10 protein-coding genes are annotated in these 17,656 nt (G+C 67.0%); 6 read left to right on the plus strand and 4 right to left on the minus strand.

Features of this window, described 5'->3' with window-relative positions; translation table 11 throughout:
• Positions 1 to 3: 3 nt before the first annotated feature.
• Both C6A82_RS19840 and C6A82_RS19845 read left to right on the plus strand, forming a co-directional pair.
• On the plus strand, positions 4 to 3,414 hold the full coding sequence (locus tag C6A82_RS19840; protein WP_105344159.1) for a TM0106 family RecB-like putative nuclease: 3,411 nt from the start codon (positions 4 to 6) through the stop codon (positions 3,412 to 3,414).
• Positions 3,411 to 4,769, plus strand: a complete 1,359-nt coding sequence (locus C6A82_RS19845) for an FAD-binding oxidoreductase (protein ID WP_105344158.1) — start codon at positions 3,411 to 3,413, stop codon at positions 4,767 to 4,769. Before C6A82_RS19840 ends, C6A82_RS19845 begins: the two co-directional genes overlap by 4 nt.
• Here C6A82_RS19845 and C6A82_RS19850 read toward each other — a convergent pair.
• Positions 4,766 to 7,033 carry an MFS transporter gene (locus C6A82_RS19850; protein ID WP_105344156.1) on the minus strand — a complete coding sequence of 756 codons (2,268 nt, stop codon included), beginning with the start codon at positions 7,031 to 7,033 and terminating at the stop codon, positions 4,766 to 4,768. The two genes, C6A82_RS19845 and C6A82_RS19850, sit on opposite strands and share 4 nt — an antisense overlap.
• Before the next feature lie 197 nt (positions 7,034 to 7,230).
• Entirely contained in the window at positions 7,231 to 8,484 is a 1,254-nt protein-coding gene (locus C6A82_RS19855; RefSeq protein WP_105341380.1) for a multidrug effflux MFS transporter, read from the minus strand.
• Between the two features lie 158 nt (positions 8,485 to 8,642).
• Between C6A82_RS19855 and C6A82_RS19860 the strand changes: the two genes are divergently transcribed.
• From C6A82_RS19860 to C6A82_RS19875, 4 genes are all read left to right on the plus strand, one after another.
• The gene (locus tag C6A82_RS19860; RefSeq protein WP_105341378.1) at positions 8,643 to 9,407 is read left to right on the plus strand and encodes a hypothetical protein; all 765 of its coding nucleotides are present in this window, start codon (positions 8,643 to 8,645) and stop codon (positions 9,405 to 9,407) included.
• Positions 9,408 to 9,602: 195 nt separating this feature from the next.
• Positions 9,603 to 13,406, plus strand: a complete 3,804-nt coding sequence (locus C6A82_RS19865; protein ID WP_396836826.1) for a multifunctional oxoglutarate decarboxylase/oxoglutarate dehydrogenase thiamine pyrophosphate-binding subunit/dihydrolipoyllysine-residue succinyltransferase subunit — start codon at positions 9,603 to 9,605, stop codon at positions 13,404 to 13,406.
• 117 nt (positions 13,407 to 13,523) lie between these two features.
• On the plus strand, positions 13,524 to 14,669 hold the full coding sequence (locus C6A82_RS19870) for an LLM class flavin-dependent oxidoreductase (RefSeq protein ID WP_105342693.1): 1,146 nt from the start codon (positions 13,524 to 13,526) through the stop codon (positions 14,667 to 14,669).
• A gap of 70 nt (positions 14,670 to 14,739) precedes the next feature.
• Positions 14,740 to 15,576 (plus strand): SDR family oxidoreductase, encoded by an 837-nt coding sequence (locus C6A82_RS19875; protein WP_105342695.1) that lies wholly within the window; start codon positions 14,740 to 14,742, stop codon positions 15,574 to 15,576.
• 18 nt (positions 15,577 to 15,594) lie between these two features.
• Here the strand turns inward: C6A82_RS19875 and C6A82_RS19880 are convergent, their stop codons facing one another.
• On the minus strand, positions 15,595 to 16,440 hold the full coding sequence (locus C6A82_RS19880) for a glycine betaine ABC transporter substrate-binding protein (RefSeq protein ID WP_105342697.1): 846 nt from the start codon (positions 16,438 to 16,440) through the stop codon (positions 15,595 to 15,597).
• 8 nt (positions 16,441 to 16,448) lie between these two features.
• Entirely contained in the window at positions 16,449 to 17,630 is a 1,182-nt protein-coding gene (locus C6A82_RS19885; RefSeq protein ID WP_105342698.1) for an NADP-dependent malic enzyme, read from the minus strand.
• Positions 17,631 to 17,656 lie beyond the last annotated feature (26 nt).

Genomic DNA, 17,656 nt, shown 5'->3' on the forward strand with positions numbered 1-17,656 from the left:
CACGTGTTCGTCGTCGACGATCGAGTGATCTACAGCGCCTCCGACCTCGCAGCCGCGGCTCGCTGCGAGTACGCGCTGCTGCGCTCTTTCGACGCACGCCTCGACTGGGGGCCGCCGGTCGCCGTCGAGGACGAATTGCTCGCGCGCACCGCAGAACTCGGCGGTGACCACGAGCAGCGGCACCTCGGGGAGCTCCGCCTGCTGTCGCCGGACAACGTCGCGATCATCGGGCGGCCCGGCTATACCGTCGGTGGCCTCACCGCCGCCGCACAGGCGACCATGGACGCGGTCGAGCGGCGCGCGCCGCTCATCTATCAGGCGGCGATGTTCGACGGCCGTTTCGTGGGGTTCGCCGACTTTCTCCTGCTCCACGGGCAGCGCTACCGGCTGCGCGATACGAAGCTCGCGCGCTCGGTGAAGGTGGAGGCCCTGCTGCAGCTCGCCGCCTACGCCGACACGCTGTCGAAGGCGGGCGTTCCGGTGGCGCCGGAGGTCGAGCTGGTGCTCGGCGACGGCGTCACCGCCAGCTACCGCGTCGACGAACTGCTGCCGGTGTACGGACCACGCCGCGCCGCCCTGCAGCAGCTGCTCGACGATCACCTGGCCTGCGGCAAGCCGGTGACTTGGGAGGACGAAGATGTCCGTGCGTGCTTCCGGTGTCCGGAGTGCGCGATTCAGGTTCGCGAACACGATGACCTGCTTCTGGTCGCAGGTATGCGCGCCAGCCAGCGCGCTCGCCTGATCGACGCGGGCATCACCACCATCAGCGGGCTGGCCGAGCACGACGGCTCTGTGCCCGAGCTGTCGGACCGCACCGTCACATCGCTGTCGGCGCAGGCCCGGCTGCAGCTCGCGCCACGCGTCGACGGCAAGCCGCCCTATGAAGTCGCCGACGCGCAACCCCTGATGGTGCTGCCCGAGCCCGACAAGGGCGACCTGTTCTTCGATTTCGAGGGCGACCCGCTGTGGACGGCCGACGGTCGCGAGTGGGGATTGGAGTATCTGTTCGGCGTGCTCGACATCGCCGATGAGTTCCGGCCGCTGTGGGCGCACGACCGTGCCGACGAGCGAAAAGCGCTGCGCGACTTCCTGACGATGGTGCGCAAACGCCGCAAGCGGTATCCGAGCATGCACATCTATCACTACGCGCCGTACGAGAAGACGGCGCTGCTGCGGCTCGCCGGACGCTACGGAGTCGGCGAGGACGAGGTGGACGATCTGCTGCGTAACGGCGTACTCGTCGACCTCTATCCGCTGGTGCGCAAGAGCATCAGGGTCGGCACCGAGAACTACAGCCTGAAGTCGCTCGAACCGCTGTACATGGGCGGTCAGCTGCGCACCGGCGACGTGACGACGGCGACCGATTCGATCACCCAGTACGCGAAATACTGCGAGCTGCGCGCCACCGGACGCGACGACGAGGCGGCGGTCATGTTGAAGGAGATCGAGGAATACAACCGGTACGACTGCACGTCGACGCGCAAGCTGCGGGACTGGCTGATCTGCCGGGCTATCGACTCCGCGGTGCCGCCCGTCGGCGCGCTGGCCGTCCAGGATGGCGTGGCCATCGAAGACGACGACGAGCTGGCCCGCAGACTGGCGAAGTTCGTCGGCGACGACCCGGCCGGTCGCCGGCCGGAACAGACTGCGGTGGCGATGCTTTCGGCTGCACGCGGTTATCACCGCCGCGAGGACAAGCCGTTCTGGTGGGGCCACTTCGACCGGCTGAACAATCCGGTCGACGAATGGGGGGACTGCACCGACGTCTTCATCGCCGAGCACGCCGAGGTCGACACCGAATGGAACATGCCGCCGAAGGCGCGCAAGCTGCAACGTCGGGTGCGCCTCGCCGGAACCATCGCAGCGGGTGAGCTGAGCAGGTCGATGTATGCGCTCTACGAGCCACCCTCCCCCGCGGGATTGACCGATGACACCGAACGAAGGGCGTTCGGGGCGGTCTCCGTCGTCGACTGCGACGACCCCGCCGCGCCGACCGAGGTCACCGTCGTCGAACGGGAACCCAAGAACGGCGGACCCTTTCATCAACTGCCCTTCGCGCTGACACCGGGACCGCCGATTCCGACCGGTCCCCTGCGCGATGCCATCGAGGCGACGGCAACCGACATCGCAGCGGGTCTGCCGCATCTGCCGCCGAGCCCGGTCATCGACATTCTGCTGCGCCACCCACCGCGCATCCGCAGCGGCCGACCGCTGCCACGTGGTGCCGATGTCGCCGAGTCGATCACGGCGGCGCTGCTCGATCTCGACTCGTCCTACCTTGCCGTGCACGGCCCGCCCGGCACTGGTAAGACCTTCACCGCGGCCGCCGTCATCCATCGGCTCGTCACCGAAAGCCGTTGGCGCATCGGCGTCGTCGCCCAGTCCCACGCCGTCGTCGAAAATCTGTTCCGCGACGTGATCGGTGCAGGAGTCGATCCGTCGCTGGTGGCCAAGAAGAAGCACGGCGCCGGGGCGAATTGGCAGGAGATCGACGAGAAGGAGTATCCGGGGTTCATCGCAGACCATGACGGCTGCGTCGTCGGCGGCACCTCGTGGGACTTCGCCAACGCCGGCCGGGTGCCGCGCGGCAGCCTGGACCTCCTCGTCGTCGAAGAGGCCGGCCAGTTCTGCCTGGCGAACACCATCGCGGTGGCGTCGGCCGCGACGAACCTTCTCCTGCTCGGTGATCCCCAACAGCTGCCGCAGGTTAGCCAGGGCACCCATCCGGAACCGGTTGATACGTCTGCGCTGGGCTGGTTGATCGACGGCAGGCACACGCTGCCGCCCGAACTCGGATACTTCCTCGACCTGTCCTATCGCATGCACCCCGATCTATGCGCGGCGGTGTCGCGACTGTCCTACGACGACCGGCTGCGCTCCGTCGACGAGGTCACCGCGGCGCGCAGGCTCGACGGGCACCAGCCGGGGGTGCGGGTGCTGACCGTAGAACATGACGGCAACTCGACCGACAGTCCTGAAGAGGCGGACGCCATCGTCACCGAGATCGGCGGGCTGATCGGCGCGTCGTGGACAGACGAGCACGGCACTCGGACACTGACACAGGACGACGTTTTGATCGTCACCCCGTACAACGCTCAGGTTGTGTTGCTGCGCGAACGACTCGTCGCGGCCGGACTCCACTCCGTCCGCGCCGGCACCGTGGACAAGTTCCAGGGCCAGCAGGCGCCGGTGGTCTTCGTGTCGATGACCGCGTCGTCCATCGATGACGTCCCACGTGGAATCGCGTTCCTGCTCAACCGCAATCGGCTCAACGTCGCCGTGAGCCGGGCAAAGTACCTGTGCGTCATCGTACGCTCGCCGCTGCTGACCGAGTACCTGCCCGCCACACCGGATCGGCTGATCGAATTGGGTGCGTTCCTGTCGCTCGCGTCGTGTGGTCACCCTCTCCGATGACCGAACCGCTGAGCGACCGCCTCGCTGAGATCGTCGGCGCGACGCACGTGAGCGCCGATCCCGATGTGCTCGACAGTCGCATCGTCGACCACACCGGCCGGTACCGCGGGCAGGCCAGCGTTCTCGTCAGACCCGGCAGCGCCGAAGAGATCGCCGCTGTACTCGGCGTCTGCCGGACGGCTGGTGTGCACGTCACCGTGCAAGGCGGCCGCACCTCCTTGGTCGCGGGAACGGTTCCCGAACACGACGACGTACTGCTGTCCACCGAGCGGCTGACCGATATAGGTGAGGTCGACGCGGTCGAACGGCGCATTCAAGTGGGCGCGGGCGTCACCCTGGCGGCAGTCCAGCGGGCAGCGATCAAGGCCGGCCTGGTGTTCGGCGTCGACATCGCCGCGCGCGACTCCGCCACCGTCGGCGGCATGGCGTCGACCAACGCCGGCGGACTGCGCACCGTGCGTTACGGCAACATGGGCGAGCAGGTGATCGGCCTCGATGTGGTGCTTCCCGACGGATCGATCGTGGCGCGGCACAGCCACGTTCGGCAGGACAACACCGGCTACGACCTCGCATCGCTGTTCGTCGGCGCCGAAGGCACGCTCGGCGTGATCACCGGATTGGATCTGCGCCTGCACCCGACCCCGACGAACAGGGTGACCGCGGTCTGCGGTTTCGCCGACCTCGACGATCTCGTCGCCGCAGGCCGTGAGTTCCGCGATATGGACGGCATCGCCGCTCTGGAGTTGATCGACTCCCGCGCAAGCGATCTGACCGCCGAGCACTTGGGTGTCGCCGCGCCGGTCGAAGGTGCCTGGCAGTTGTTGATCGAACTCGCCGCGGACACCGACCAGACCGAGCAGTTGGCCGATGCGCTGGAACATGCGCGGCTCACCGGGGAGCCCGCGGTGGGCGTCGACGTCAACTCCCAGCAGCGCCTGTGGCAGGTGCGCGAATCCGTCGCAGAGGTTCTCGGCCTCTACGGGCCGCCGCTGAAATTCGATGTGTCGTTGCCGTTGTCGGCCATCGCGACGTTCGCGCGCGAGTCCGGTGAGCTGATCGCCGAACACGCACCCGATGCCATCCCTGTGCTGTTCGGCCACATCGGCGAGGGCAACCTACACCTCAATGTGCTGCGTTGCGCCCTCGACGGCGATCGTGAGGCCGCGCTGTATTCCGCGATGATGACGCTGATCGCCCGGCGCGGCGGCAACGTCAGCTCCGAACACGGCGTCGGCAGCCGCAAACGCAATTACATGAGTATGTCGCGCACGGACGCCGACATCGCGGCGATGCGCGCGGTCAAGAAAGCGTTCGACCCCGCCGGATATCTCAACCCCGCCGTACTGTTCGACTAGTCACCGGGGCGCCAGTGCCGCCCGCGCCGTCCGTAGCTCGGCGCGTCGTCGGCCTCTGCGCGCGAATGCCTGCCGTTGGACGTGGTCTCGTCGTCGACGAAAGCGTGCCGCGACGGCGGCTCGAATTCGGAACCAGCCTCGTCGGGGCTTTCGAAGTGGGCGTGGCTGCCGATGTCCAACGGGTAGTCGGGGCTGAGGATGTCCGGCTCGGGGCCCGCCGCCCGCGGTTCCTCCTCGCGCGGAGTGAAACGGCTGAGCGGCTGGAAGCGCTCCTCCTGGTCGGTGTGAAAGCCGTTGTGAGCGAAGCCGATCGGTTCCAACGATGGCGACGGCGGAGGCACATCGGAGAGAAATTCGTGCAGACTGCGCACCGGCTCGCGTCGATGATCGGGCGGTGGCAGCGGATCGGACACGGGTGTCGTCGACTCGGCTGGAGCGGGTTCGGGCTCGACGGGTGACGCGCCGTCCGTTGCCCGCGCGGGCTCGACGCCGTCGGGCGCCAGCAGCGAGTGCCACCGCTCGACCGGTTCGTCACGCCAGGTGTCGGCAGGCGGCGTCAGAACGGGCTCGCGTCGCGCCGCCATCGGCTCCGTGTCGCTGTCATCCTCGACCGGCACGACGACGGGATCGGCCACGATCGGAGCGAACGACGCCGGTGTGCGCGTCGGCGTCTCGGCAGCCGAAACCTCGGCGGGCTCGTCGTGCACCACAGTGAACTCGACATAGTGGTCGTCGTCGATGTCCTCGTCGTCGTCCCAGTATTCGTCGGTCTGCTCGGCCTGCGGGGTCGCGGGGGCGGGGGAACTGGCGAAGCCGAGCAGGAACATCGCGGCCACCACACCGAACAGCGCGATGAACGCGGACAACAGCAGCGACTGCGACATCGCTGCGGCGAACGGCTCGTGCAGGAAGCCGGGCAGTTGGGTGACCGATCCCTCCCCGCTCGGCCCGTCGGCGGCGAGCGGCATCTCGGCGCTGATCCGTGTCGTCATGAACGCCGCCATGCTGGCGCTGCCCAGCACCGACCCGACCTGCCTTGTGGCGTTGTACACACCCGAGCCTGCGCCCGCCACGGTTGGTGCCAGGTTGCGCGTCGCCGTCGCGGCCAGCGGCGACCAGATGAACGCCATGCCGACGCCGGTTGCCGTCAGCGGCAACACGATTCGCCAGATCGGGGTGGTCGAGGTCATCTCGACCGACAACCAGGTCAGTGCGACGGCCAACAGCGAGAAGCCGAAACCGATGATCGGCCGGGGGTGGTGGCGATCGACGATCTTGCCGACCCACGGCGCGAGCACACCGGTCGCGATCGCCATCGGCGCGGTGAGAAGCGCTGAGCGCGTCGGTGAAAGGCCGCACACCGCCTGGGCGTAGAACATCACCGGCAAGAACATCCCGGTGACGACGAAACCGATCGTGGCGACGCCCAGGGTGGACAGGCTGAAGTCGCGGTCGCGGAAGATGGCGAGCGGGATCAACGGCTCGCCGCGGTTGGCCTGCTGCCAGAACACGAAGGCCGCCATCACGCCGAGGCCGCCCGCGAGCGTGCCCCATATCCACGGCGCCCAATGGTGCGCCTGCCCCTCCTGCAGGGCGAAGACGACCATGAACATGCCGACGCCCGACAAGACGACACCGATCAGGTCGAAGCCGCGCTTCTCGGTCGGCAGGTTCGGCACCAGCCAGAAGGCCAGCCCCAGCCCGATGATCCCGATCGGCACGTTGACGAAGAAGATCCACTGCCAGCCGAGCTGGTCGACGAGGACGCCGCCGGCCAGCGGACCCACCAGTGTGGCGACGCCTGCGGTGGTGCCCCAGACGCTCATCGCGACGCCGCGCCGCTCCGCGGGGAAGATGCGGGTGATAGTCGACAGTGTCTGAGGGGTGAGCAGCGCTGCGCCGACGCCCTGGACCACGCGAGCGGCGATCAGCATGCCGATGGTGCCGGACAGCCCGCACCACAGCGATGCGCCGGTGAAGACGAGCAGGCCGAGCAGGTAGAGGTTCTTCGGCCCGTAGCGATCGCCGAGCCGGCCTGCCAGCAGCAGCGGCACCGCGAAACCGAGGAGATAGGCACTGGTCACCCAGATGACGGCGTCGTAGCCGGTGCCCAGCTGCTCCATGATCGACGGGTTGGCGACCGACACGATCGTCGCGTCGACGAGGATCATGAAGAAGCCGACCATCATGGCCCACAGGGCATGCCACGGGTCGGCGACCGACGCGGCTCCCGCCGCGGGTCGGCGTCGCAGCGCCGTGGTCATATCCCCACCTCGTCTCGGGTTCTATCGATGGTGTCGGCTTACCGTGCCCGTCGCCACCGCATTCGGCCTGTTCTTAGGGACTTCGCAGTCACCAGGCCCGCGTTGCCGCAGGCCGACGAAGAACAGCCCTACCGCCGACTACCCCAGTTCGTGAAGTGATTCGCCCCGACGCTACGGGCCGTTAACAAGCGCGACAACTACGCCGGCTCGGCCAGCGCCTCCTGGGAGACCGCTTCAAGGGCGTCGACGCTGGTCGAAACCCCGACAGCTAAAAGTGCAAGCAGTGCCACCAGCGCACTGACGGCCATCACCGCGGCCAGCGCCAGCTCGTTGTTGCCGAGCACGCCGACCAGTGGGGCCACCGCGGCACCAAGGCCGAACTGCGCGGCGCCGAGCAGCGCGGCAGCGGTTCCTGCGGCCTCGGGGTGGCGGGACAACGCGATTGCCGGCGCATTCGGGATGACAAGGCCCATCGCGGCGAGGATCGCCCACACCGGTGCCACGAACCCGGCCAGACCGCCGACGCCAGCCACGGCAAGACCGACGAAGACGCCGCCGGCGAGCAGTGCCGCGGCGAGGGCCCACAAGGTGATGGCCTGCGGCGAGAACCGCTTGAGCAGCACCACGTTGAACTGGGTCGCGCCGATCAACGCGACGGCGCCCGCACCGAACACCAGCGCGAAAGCCTGCTGGTCGAGCCCATAGGTGCCCTGCAGCACGAACGAAGCCCCCGCGATGTAGGCGAACAATCCCGACATGCCGAGCGCGGCGACCAGCACCAGGATGACGAACCTCCTGTCGCGCAGCAGCTCTGCGTAGGTCGCAGCGATACCGCCGATTCGCAGTGGCCTGCGGTGCGAGGGCGGCAATGTCTCGGGCAGCGCGAAAACCGCCACCAGGAGCAGGGCGCCCGCCATGACCACCAGCGCGGTGAAGACCCAGTGCCATGAGCCGTGCAGCAACACGGCCGCGCCGAGCGACGGCGCGACGACCGGCGCGACACCCAGCACCAGCATCAGCCGCGACAGCACCGTCGCGGCGGCGCTGTCGGAGAAGAGGTCACCGACGACGGCGATCGCCACCACCATGCCCGCCGCCGCCCCGACGCCCTGGAGGACGCGGGCCAGGCCGAGCACGACGAGGTTCGGCGCGAGCATGCAGATGACCGACGCCACCATGTGCAACACGATCCCGGCCATCAGCGGGCGCCGCCTGCCCAGCGAGTCCGACAGCGGGCCGACGATCAACTGTCCGAGCGCCAACCCGGCCAGCGTTCCCGTCAGGGTCAGCTGGACGACCGACGACGACACCGAGAGATCGTCGGCGATCTTGGGAAGCGCGGGCAGATACATGTCGATGGTCAGCGGACCGAGAGCGACCATGACACCCAGCACGACGATCATGCGCCAGCGGGAAGGTGTCTTGACGTCCACAGTGGGCGATGTTGCCATGCAAGTGGTTAGCACGCTAAATCAATAATTTCTTCCCCGGTCAATCGGTGATGGTCGTCACCGCTGCTGACGCCAGCACCGGAAACCACGGGCACCGGCCGTTCGTTTGACCAACCGTTAGCCTGAAGGAACGGTTACGTCCACACCAGGAGGCCGCTATGAGGGCTCGGTCCAAGGCCAAGAGCCAGGTGCCGGCAACGGTCGACGAAAATCCCGGTGCCGCCGCGCGTGTGCTGTCGGAGATCATCGAGCGCGGCGCACGCGTGCAGGGCCCCGCGGTGAGGGCATACGTCCAGCGGCTTCGCGACGGCAGCCCGGATGCCACGCCCGCCGAGATCGTCACCAAGTTGGAGAAGCAGTATCTGGCGGCGGTGATGGCCAGCGGCGCTGCCGTCGGCTCCGCGGCGGCAGTTCCCGGCATCGGCACGCTCGCGGCGCTCTCCGCGGTGGCGGGCGAAACCGTGGTGTTCCTCGAGGCGACGGCGGTGTTCTCCCTCGCCGTTGCCGAGGTGCACGGCATACCGGCCGAGCATCGAGAACGCAGGCGCGCACTTGTTCTCGCGGTGCTCGTCGGCGAGGACAGCAAGCATGCCGTCGCCGATCTCCTCGGTCCCGGGCGGACCAAGGGCGCGTGGCTCAGCGAGGGCGCTGCGACATTGCCGCTGCCCGCGGTGTCTCAGCTCAATTCGCGGCTGCTGCGCTACTTCGTCAAGCGCTATGCCCTCAGACGCGGAGCGATCGCGTTCGGCAAGCTGCTGCCCGTGGGCGTCGGGGCGGTCGTCGGCGGCGTCGGCAACCGCATGATGGGTAAACGGATCATCGAGAACGCGCGAATGGCGTACGGCGCTCCGCCGCCACGCTGGCCGTCGAAAATCCATGTGCTGCCCGCGCCTCCTGGCACGAAAACGTCACCTGCGGATTAGCACTCTTGTGGCGTGCGCTTCTGCGCGTAAGCGCTAGCCTTTAGGCGGCGTAGATGCGGGGTAACCGCAGTCTGGAACGAAAGCAGACGGGCAGGCGTCCGTTCGGACTTCTGCCGAAAGAAGGAATCGAGGCGAGTAGCTGCCGTGAGCAGTTCAACTTCACCATTCGGTCAGAACGAGTGGCTGGTCGAGGAGATGTACCGCAAGTTCCGCGAGGATCCTTCCTCCGTGGATTCGAGCTGGCACGAGTTCCTCGTCGACTACTCCCCCGAATCGTCGGCAGCCACCTCGACCGGGTCCGGCAACGGCCCCGCGTCCACGTCGGCCCCGACCGCGCCCCGCGAGCCAGGTCCCGCCCCCGCACCGAAACCCGCCACGCAGGGCAACGGCGCCCCGACCGCCAAGGCCGAGCCGGCACCCGCCAAGGCCGAGCCCGAGCCGGCACCCGCGAAAGCCGAGCCCGAGCCGGCACCCGCGAAAGCCGAGGCGGCCCCGGCGAAGAAGGAAGCGCCGCCCGCCGTCACCCCGCCGCCGGCAGCCAAGACCGATGTCGCTTCTGCCAAGCCCAAGGCCGACTCGAAGCCCGACGAGAAATCCGCGCCGACCGCCGACGGGGACGAGGCCCAGGTGCTCCGCGGCGCGGCCGCCGCGGTCGTGAAGAACATGTCCGCGTCGCTGGACGTGCCGACTGCCACCAGCGTCCGTGCCATTCCCGCCAAGCTGATGATCGACAACCGCATCGTCATCAACAACCACCTCAAGCGGACCCGCGGCGGCAAGATCTCCTTCACCCACCTGATCGGGTACGCGATCGTGGCCGCGGTCAAGAAGTTCCCGAACATGAATCGCCACTTCAGCGAGGTGGACGGTAAGCCCAACGCGATCACACCGGCGCACACCAACCTCGGATTGGCGATCGACCTGCAGGGCAAGGGCGGCTCCCGCCAGCTGGTGGTCGCCGCCATCAAAGGTGCCGAGGCCATGCGGTTCGGCCAGTTCATCGCCGCCTACGAGGACATCGTGCGGCGCGCCCGCGACGGCAAGCTGACCGCAGAAGACTTCTCGGGGGTGACGATTTCGCTGACCAACCCCGGCACCATCGGCACCGTGCACTCCGTGCCGAGGCTGATGCGCGGCCAGGGCGCGATCATCGGCGTCGGTGCGATGGAGTACCCGGCCGAGTTCCAGGGCGCCAGCGAAGAACGCATCGCCGACCTGGGAATCGGCAAGCTGATCACGCTCACTTCGACCTACGACCACCGCATCATCCAGGGTGCGGAGTCCGGTGACTTCCTGCGCACCGTGCACGAGCTGCTGCTCTCCGACGACTTCTTCGACGACATCTTCCGCGAGCTCGGCATCCCCTACGAGCCGGTGCGCTGGCGCACCGACAACCCCGATTCGATCGAGGACAAGAACGCGCGCGTCATCGAGCTGATCGCGGCCTACCGCAACCGCGGGCACCTGATGGCCGACATCGATCCGCTGCGACTTGACAAGAGTCGGTTCCGCAACCACCCCGACCTGGACGTCACCACCCATGGGCTGACGCTGTGGGACCTGGACCGCGTCTTCAAGGTCAACGGCTTCGCCGGTGGCGAGCAGAGGAAGCTCCGCGACGTGCTCGGCCTGCTGCGCGACTCCTACTGTCGGCACGTCGGCGTCGAGTACACCCACATCCTCGAACCCGACCAGCAGAAGTGGCTCGAGGATCGCGTCGAGGTCAAGCACGAGAAGCCGACCGTCGCACAGCAGAAGTACATCCTGTCCAAGCTGAACGCCGCCGAAGCGTTCGAGACCTTCCTGCAGACCAAATACGTCGGCCAGAAGCGGTTCTCGCTCGAGGGCGCGGAGACCGTCATCCCGATGATGGACGCTGTCATCGACCAGGCCGCTGAGCACGCGCTCGACGAGGTCGTCATCGGAATGCCGCACCGCGGCAGGCTCAACGTGCTCGCCAACATCGTCGGCAAGCCGTATTCGCAGATCTTCAGCGAGTTCGAGGGCAACCTGAACCCGTCACAGGCCCATGGCTCCGGCGACGTCAAGTACCACCTCGGCGCCAACGGCACGTACATACAGATGTTCGGCGACAACGACATTGCGGTTTCGCTTGTGGCCAACCCGTCTCACCTCGAGGCGGTCGATCCCGTTCTCGAGGGCATCGTGCGCGCCAAGCAGGACCTGCTGGACAAGGGCGACGGGCCTGACGGCTTCACCGTCGTGCCGCTGATGCTGCACGGCGATGCGGCGTTCGCCGGCCAGGGCGTGGTCGCCGAGACGCTGAACCTGGCACTGCTGCGCGGCTACCGGACCGGCGGCACGATCCACATCATCGTCAACAACCAGATCGGTTTCACCACTTCGCCCGCCGACGCCAAGTCGTCGGAGTACTGCACCGACGTCGCCAAGATGATCGGCGCGCCGATCTTCCACGTCAACGGCGACGACCCGGAAGCGGCGGTGTGGGTGGCGAAACTGGCGATGGACTTCCGGCAGAAGTTCAAGAAGGACGTCGTCATCGACATGCTGTGCTACCGCCGACGCGGGCACAACGAGGGCGACGACCCGTCGATGACCCAGCCGTCGATGTACGACGCGATCGACACCAAGCGTGGCGCCCGTAAGACCTACACCGAGGCGTTGATCGGCCGCGGCGACATCTCGATGAAGGAAGCCGAGGACGCCCTGCGCGATTATCAGGGCCAGTTGGAGCAGGTCTTCAACGAGGTCCGTGAACTCGAGAAGCATGAGATCGAGCCCAGCGAGTCGGTGGAGAGCGACCAGATGCTCCCGGCGGGCATGGACACCGCCGTCGACAAGTCTCTGCTCGCGCAGATCGGCGACGCGCATCTCGCGGCGCCGGACGGCTTCACCGTGCACTCCAGGGTCAAGCCCGTGCTGGAGAAGCGCCGCGAGATGGCCTACGAGGGCAAGGTCGACTGGGCCTTCGCCGAACTGCTGGCGCTCGGCTCACTGATCGCCGAGGGCAAGCTGATCCGGTTCTCCGGCCAGGACACCAGGCGTGGCACGTTCACGCAGCGGCACTCGGTGATCATCGACCGCAAGACCGGTGCAGAGTTCACCCCATTGCAACTGCTGGCCACCAACGGCGACGGACAACCGACCGGCGGCAAGCTGATGATCTACGACTCGGCGCTGTCCGAATACGCCGCGGTGGGCTTCGAGTACGGATATTCGGTGGGCAACCCAGAAGCGGTTGTGCTGTGGGAGGCGCAGTTCGGTGACTTCGTCAACGGTGCGCAGTCGATCATCGACGAGTTCATCAGCTCGGGCGAGGCCAAATGGGGTCAGCTCTCCGACGTTGTCCTGTTGTTGCCGCACGGCCACGAAGGCCAGGGTCCCGACCACACATCGGGCCGCATCGAACGGTTCTTGCTGCTGTGGGCCGAAGGCTCGATGACGATCGCGATGCCGTCGACGCCGGCGAACTACTTTCACCTGTTGCGGCGCCACGCGCTGGACGGCATTCACCGGCCGCTCATCGTGTTCACGCCGAAGTCGATGCTGCGAAACAAGGCGGCCGTCAGCGACATTCGCGATTTCACCGAACAGAAGTTCCGTTCGGTGATGGAGGAGCCGGCCTACACCGACGGCGACGGCGACCGCGGCAAGGTGAAGCGGATCCTGATGACCAGCGGCAAGATCTACTACGAGCTGGTGGCGCGCAAGGCCAAGGAGAAGCGCGATGACGTCGCGATCGTGCGCATCGAACAGCTCGCGCCGCTGCCGAGGCGGCGACTCAACGAGACACTCGACAGCTATCCCAGCGCCGAGCAGTTCTTCTGGGTGCAGGAAGAGCCTGCGAACCAGGGTGCGTGGCCCACGTTCGGCCTGACGCTGCCCGAGCTGCTGCCCGAAAAGCTGACGGGGCTCAAGCGGATCTCGCGACGGGCGATGTCGGCGCCGTCGTCGGGTTCGTCGAAGGTTCATGCCGTCGAGCAGCAGGAGATCATCGACGAGGCGTTCGCCGAGTAACACATTCGCGGAGTTCGCGGGCCGATTCAATCATCGCGCATTGCAGTAGTCGACTACTTACCCTGGCCCCGGCCCCGCCGTCGCACAATCATGTTCGACGAGCGAAGGCGGTGAGCTATGGCGAGACTCGACATCGGTGTCGTAGAAATGCTGGTCAACAGCCGGTTGGGGCCCACTCCCATGGTGCGGAACAGCCTGATGACAGCTCAGGCGGCACAGGCCGATTCGCTATGGGTGATCGATCATCTGAATTCGTTGTTCCCCCGTTCGATCATGAAGAAGCCGTATCTGGGTGCGGCAGCGATGTTGCCGACACCCGATGCATGCCTCGAGCCGTGGACAATGCTCGGACACATTGCCGCCAGAAATCGATTCCGACGGTTGAAGCTGGGAACGGCCGTGACAGACACAGGCCGACGGAACCCCGCGGTGACCGCTCAGGCGGCGGCGACGCTGCACCTGCTGACGAAGGGGCGGGCAATACTCGGCATCGGAACCGGCGAGCGAGAGGGCAACGAGCCCTACGGGGTGGATTGGTCCAAACCCGTGGGCCGCTTCATCGAGGCGATGGCGACGATCCGGGCGCTATGGGATTCCAAGGGTGCCCCCATCACGCGCGACTCGGAGTTCTTCCCGTTGCACAACGCCACCTTCGACCTTCCTCCGTATAAGGGAACGTGGCCGGAGATCTGGATCGCCTCACACGGCCCGCGCATGCTCCGCGCCACCGGGCGGTACGCCGACGGGTGGTTTCCCGGCGCGATATTCAATCGCCCGGATTACAAGGCCTCCCTCGACGTGGTTCGCACCGCCGCTTCGGACGCTGGACGGAATCCGGCGTCGATCCGCGCCGCGAAGTTCTGCTTCGTCGTTCCCGGCCGAAGCCGCGACGAGGTGGACGCAGCGCTCGAATCGGTCGCGATGAAAACCTTCGGGCTTCTGATCCCAGCCGCGGACTGGCAGCGGCACGGCCAGCGCCACCCGATGGGCGACGACTTCAACGGGTTCCAGGACATCGTTCCGCAGATACTCGACGAGCAGACGGTGCTCTCCTATACCGCAGACGTCCCCGTATCTCTGCTCAGGGACTGCATGCTCACCGGCACACCCGACGAGATAGTCGATCAGGTGGCCGAGTGGCGGGGCTTCGGCCTCGAGTACGGAGTCTTCGCCAACGCCGGCTTCATGCAACCCAGTCTGAAGAACAGTCTGGCTTCGGGGCCCTCATTCATACAGGTCCTCCGGCGGCTCAGGAAGCTGTAGCCCGCTGTACTCGCTACCGGCGGTACCGACTAGCCTCTTTGCGAGTCAGTCCAATCCTGGGGGTGCGTACATGAAGGGCTTCGACGGGAAAGTCGCCGTCGTCACCGGCGCGGGGTCGGGCATCGGTCAGGCGCTGGCGATCGAACTCGGCCGCGCCGGCGCCAAGCTGGCCATCAGCGACATCGACACCGATGGTCTCGCGTCGACCGAGGAGCGGCTGAACGCCATCGGCGCGCCGCTGAAGACCGATCGGCTCGACGTCACCGAGCGCGAGGCGTTCGAGCTGTACGCCGATGAAGTCAAGGGCCACTTCGGCACCGTCAACCAGATTTACAACAACGCAGGCATCACGTTCCTGGGCAGCATCGAGGCCAGCCAGTTCAAGGACATCGAACGGGTCATGGACGTCGACTACTGGGGCGTGGTGAACGGCACCAAAGTGTTTCTGCCGCATCTGATCGCGTCGGGTGACGGACATGTCATCAACGTGTCGAGTGTCTTCGGACTGCTTGCGGTGCCGGGGCAGGGTGCCTACAACGCAGCCAAGTTCGCCGTGCGCGGGTTCACCGAGGCGCTGCGCCAGGAGATGATCGTCGCGGGCCATCCGGTGAAGGTGACCTGTGTGCATCCCGGCGGCATCAAGACGGCGATCGCCCGCAACTCCGCGGCCGCCGAGGGTATCGACCAGCAAGAGCTCGCGAAGTTCTTCGACAAGAAGCTCGCCACCACGTCCGCCCAGAAAGCGGCGCGGGTCATCCTCGACGGTGTCCGCAGAAACAAGGCCCGCGTGCTCGTCGGCAACGACGCCAAGGGTCTTGATCTGCTCGCGCGGGTCACCGGTTCGGGTTATCAACGGGTGGTCGCCGCGGTGACCTCGCGGCAGGGACCCACCAGCACGCTCGCCTGACCGCGCTGTCGAGTACCCCTAGCGGCTGGTTGCGCCGAGCGGGTGTTCGGCGAAGAATTCGTCGGCGACGTGTGCAGGATCGCTTCCCGCCTCGACCTGACGGCGCATCTGCACCAGTCCCGCCGTGTCCAGCACCCCCGCCACTTCGTTGAGCGCGAGCACCTGCATCTCGGACAGCTCGTTGCGACGGTACAACGGCACGACGTTCTCGGCGCGAATCAACGCCGTGCGGTCCGTCAGGACTATCGTGTCGGCCGGGATGTCCGGATCGGCCGTCGACGTCCACGCCGCGTTGATCCGCCCGATCCGCAACGCCTCGAAAAGCTCTGCCGCCCTGGGATAGTCATTCGCTTTGACCGTGCAGGTGCCGACGGTGGTCTGCGGCGGAGCGTCGGCGACGTGCCCGACCTCGAGCTTGTCGCAGTTGCGCACCGCCGCCGTCACGTCCCGTCCACGCCATGCTTCGGCGGTGGCTTCGGTGACGGCGAGCGCGGGTTTGTCCTCCGCGGCCTCGGCGAAGTCACCCGCGGCCACGCCCTCGGGAAGCGCCGAGACCATGTCGCGGTACACCTGAGTCGCGGCCCGTGCTTTGGCGCCTGGCGCGAAGGTGTTGAGCAGCCTGCCGGTGAAGCCCGCCACGACGGTGACGTCGCCCGAGTCCAGTCCCGTAAACGGGTCGGGCAGGACCTCGACGTGCGCGGGCGTTCCGTAGCTGCGCAGAGCCGCGGCGTACAGCGACGCCAGCAGTCTCGACTGGGCGTCTTTGCGGGCGCCGACGGCCATTGACGGGCCGGTCGTCGTTGCCGCGCAGCCGGCAACCAGAAGCGCAGCGAGCACCGCGACGACGAGTCTTCGTGCCGCCATCGCTGCGGTCAGTCCGTCCAATCTGAGGCGGCCGCGACCGCCGCGGCCACGGCAGGCCCGACACGCGGGTCCAGCGGGCTCGGAACGATGAAATCGGGCGCCAGGTCGCCGCCCACCACGCTGAAGATCGCCTCGGCGGCGGCGACCTTCATCTTCTCGGTGATGCGGCGCGCACCTGCGTCCAGCGCCCCACGGAACACTCCGGGGAATGCCAGCACGTTGTTGATCTGGTTGAAGAAGTCACTGCGCCCCGTCGCCACCACGGCGGCGTACTTCGCGGCCACCTCGGGGTGGACTTCGGGGTCGGGGTTGGACAGTGCGAACACGATGCCGTTGGGCGCCATCGTCGCAATCAACTCCTCGGGCACGACACCGCCCGAGAGTCCCAGGAACATGTCGGCGCCCTTGAGCGCCTCGATCATGCCGCCGGACCGGCCATCGGGGTTGGTGCGCTTGGCCAGATCGGCCTTGACCGGGGTCAGGTCTTCGCGCTGGCTGTGCAGGATGCCGCGCGAGTCCAGCAGCGTCATTTCCGAAATACCCGCGGCGAGAAGGATGTTCGCGCACGCCACACCCGCCGCGCCGACGCCGGAGATCACCACCCGCAGCGACGACAGGTCACGGTCGAGCACCTTCGTCGCGCCCAACATCGCCGCGAGCACGACAATCGCGGTGCCGTGCTGATCGTCGTGCATCACCGGGCAGTCCAGAGCCTCGATGAGGCGACTTTCGATGTCGAAGCAGCGCGGCGCCGAGATGTCTTCGAGGTTCACCGCACCGTACGTCGGCCGCAGCCGGATCAGGGTCTCGACGATCTCGTCGGGATCCTTCGTGTCCAGGACGATCGGGATGGCGTCCAGGTCGCCGTACGCCTTGAACAGCCCGCATTTGCCTTCCATCACCGGCAGCGACGCGGCCGGTCCGATGTCGCCGAGGCCAAGTACCGCGCTGCCGTCGCTGACCACGGCGACCAGCCGGTTGGCCCAGGTGTAGCGGGCGGCCAACGTGTGGTCGGCGGCGATCGCCCGACTCACCTGCGCCACACCCGGGGTGTAGGCGATCGACAGGGCGCGCTGAGTATCCAAGGGCGCCTTCAACTCCACCGAGAGCTTGCCTGCTACGTGCGCCTCGAAGATCTCCTCGTCAGTGACGATGAGCTGCGGGTTTTCCGGTTGATCAGGCACAACCAAAAAGGGTAACGACGAACTGGTAGGTA

The organism is Mycobacterium sp. ITM-2016-00318 (assembly GCF_002968285.2).
In the GTDB taxonomy this organism is placed as follows: Bacteria; Actinomycetota; Actinomycetes; order Mycobacteriales; family Mycobacteriaceae; genus Mycobacterium.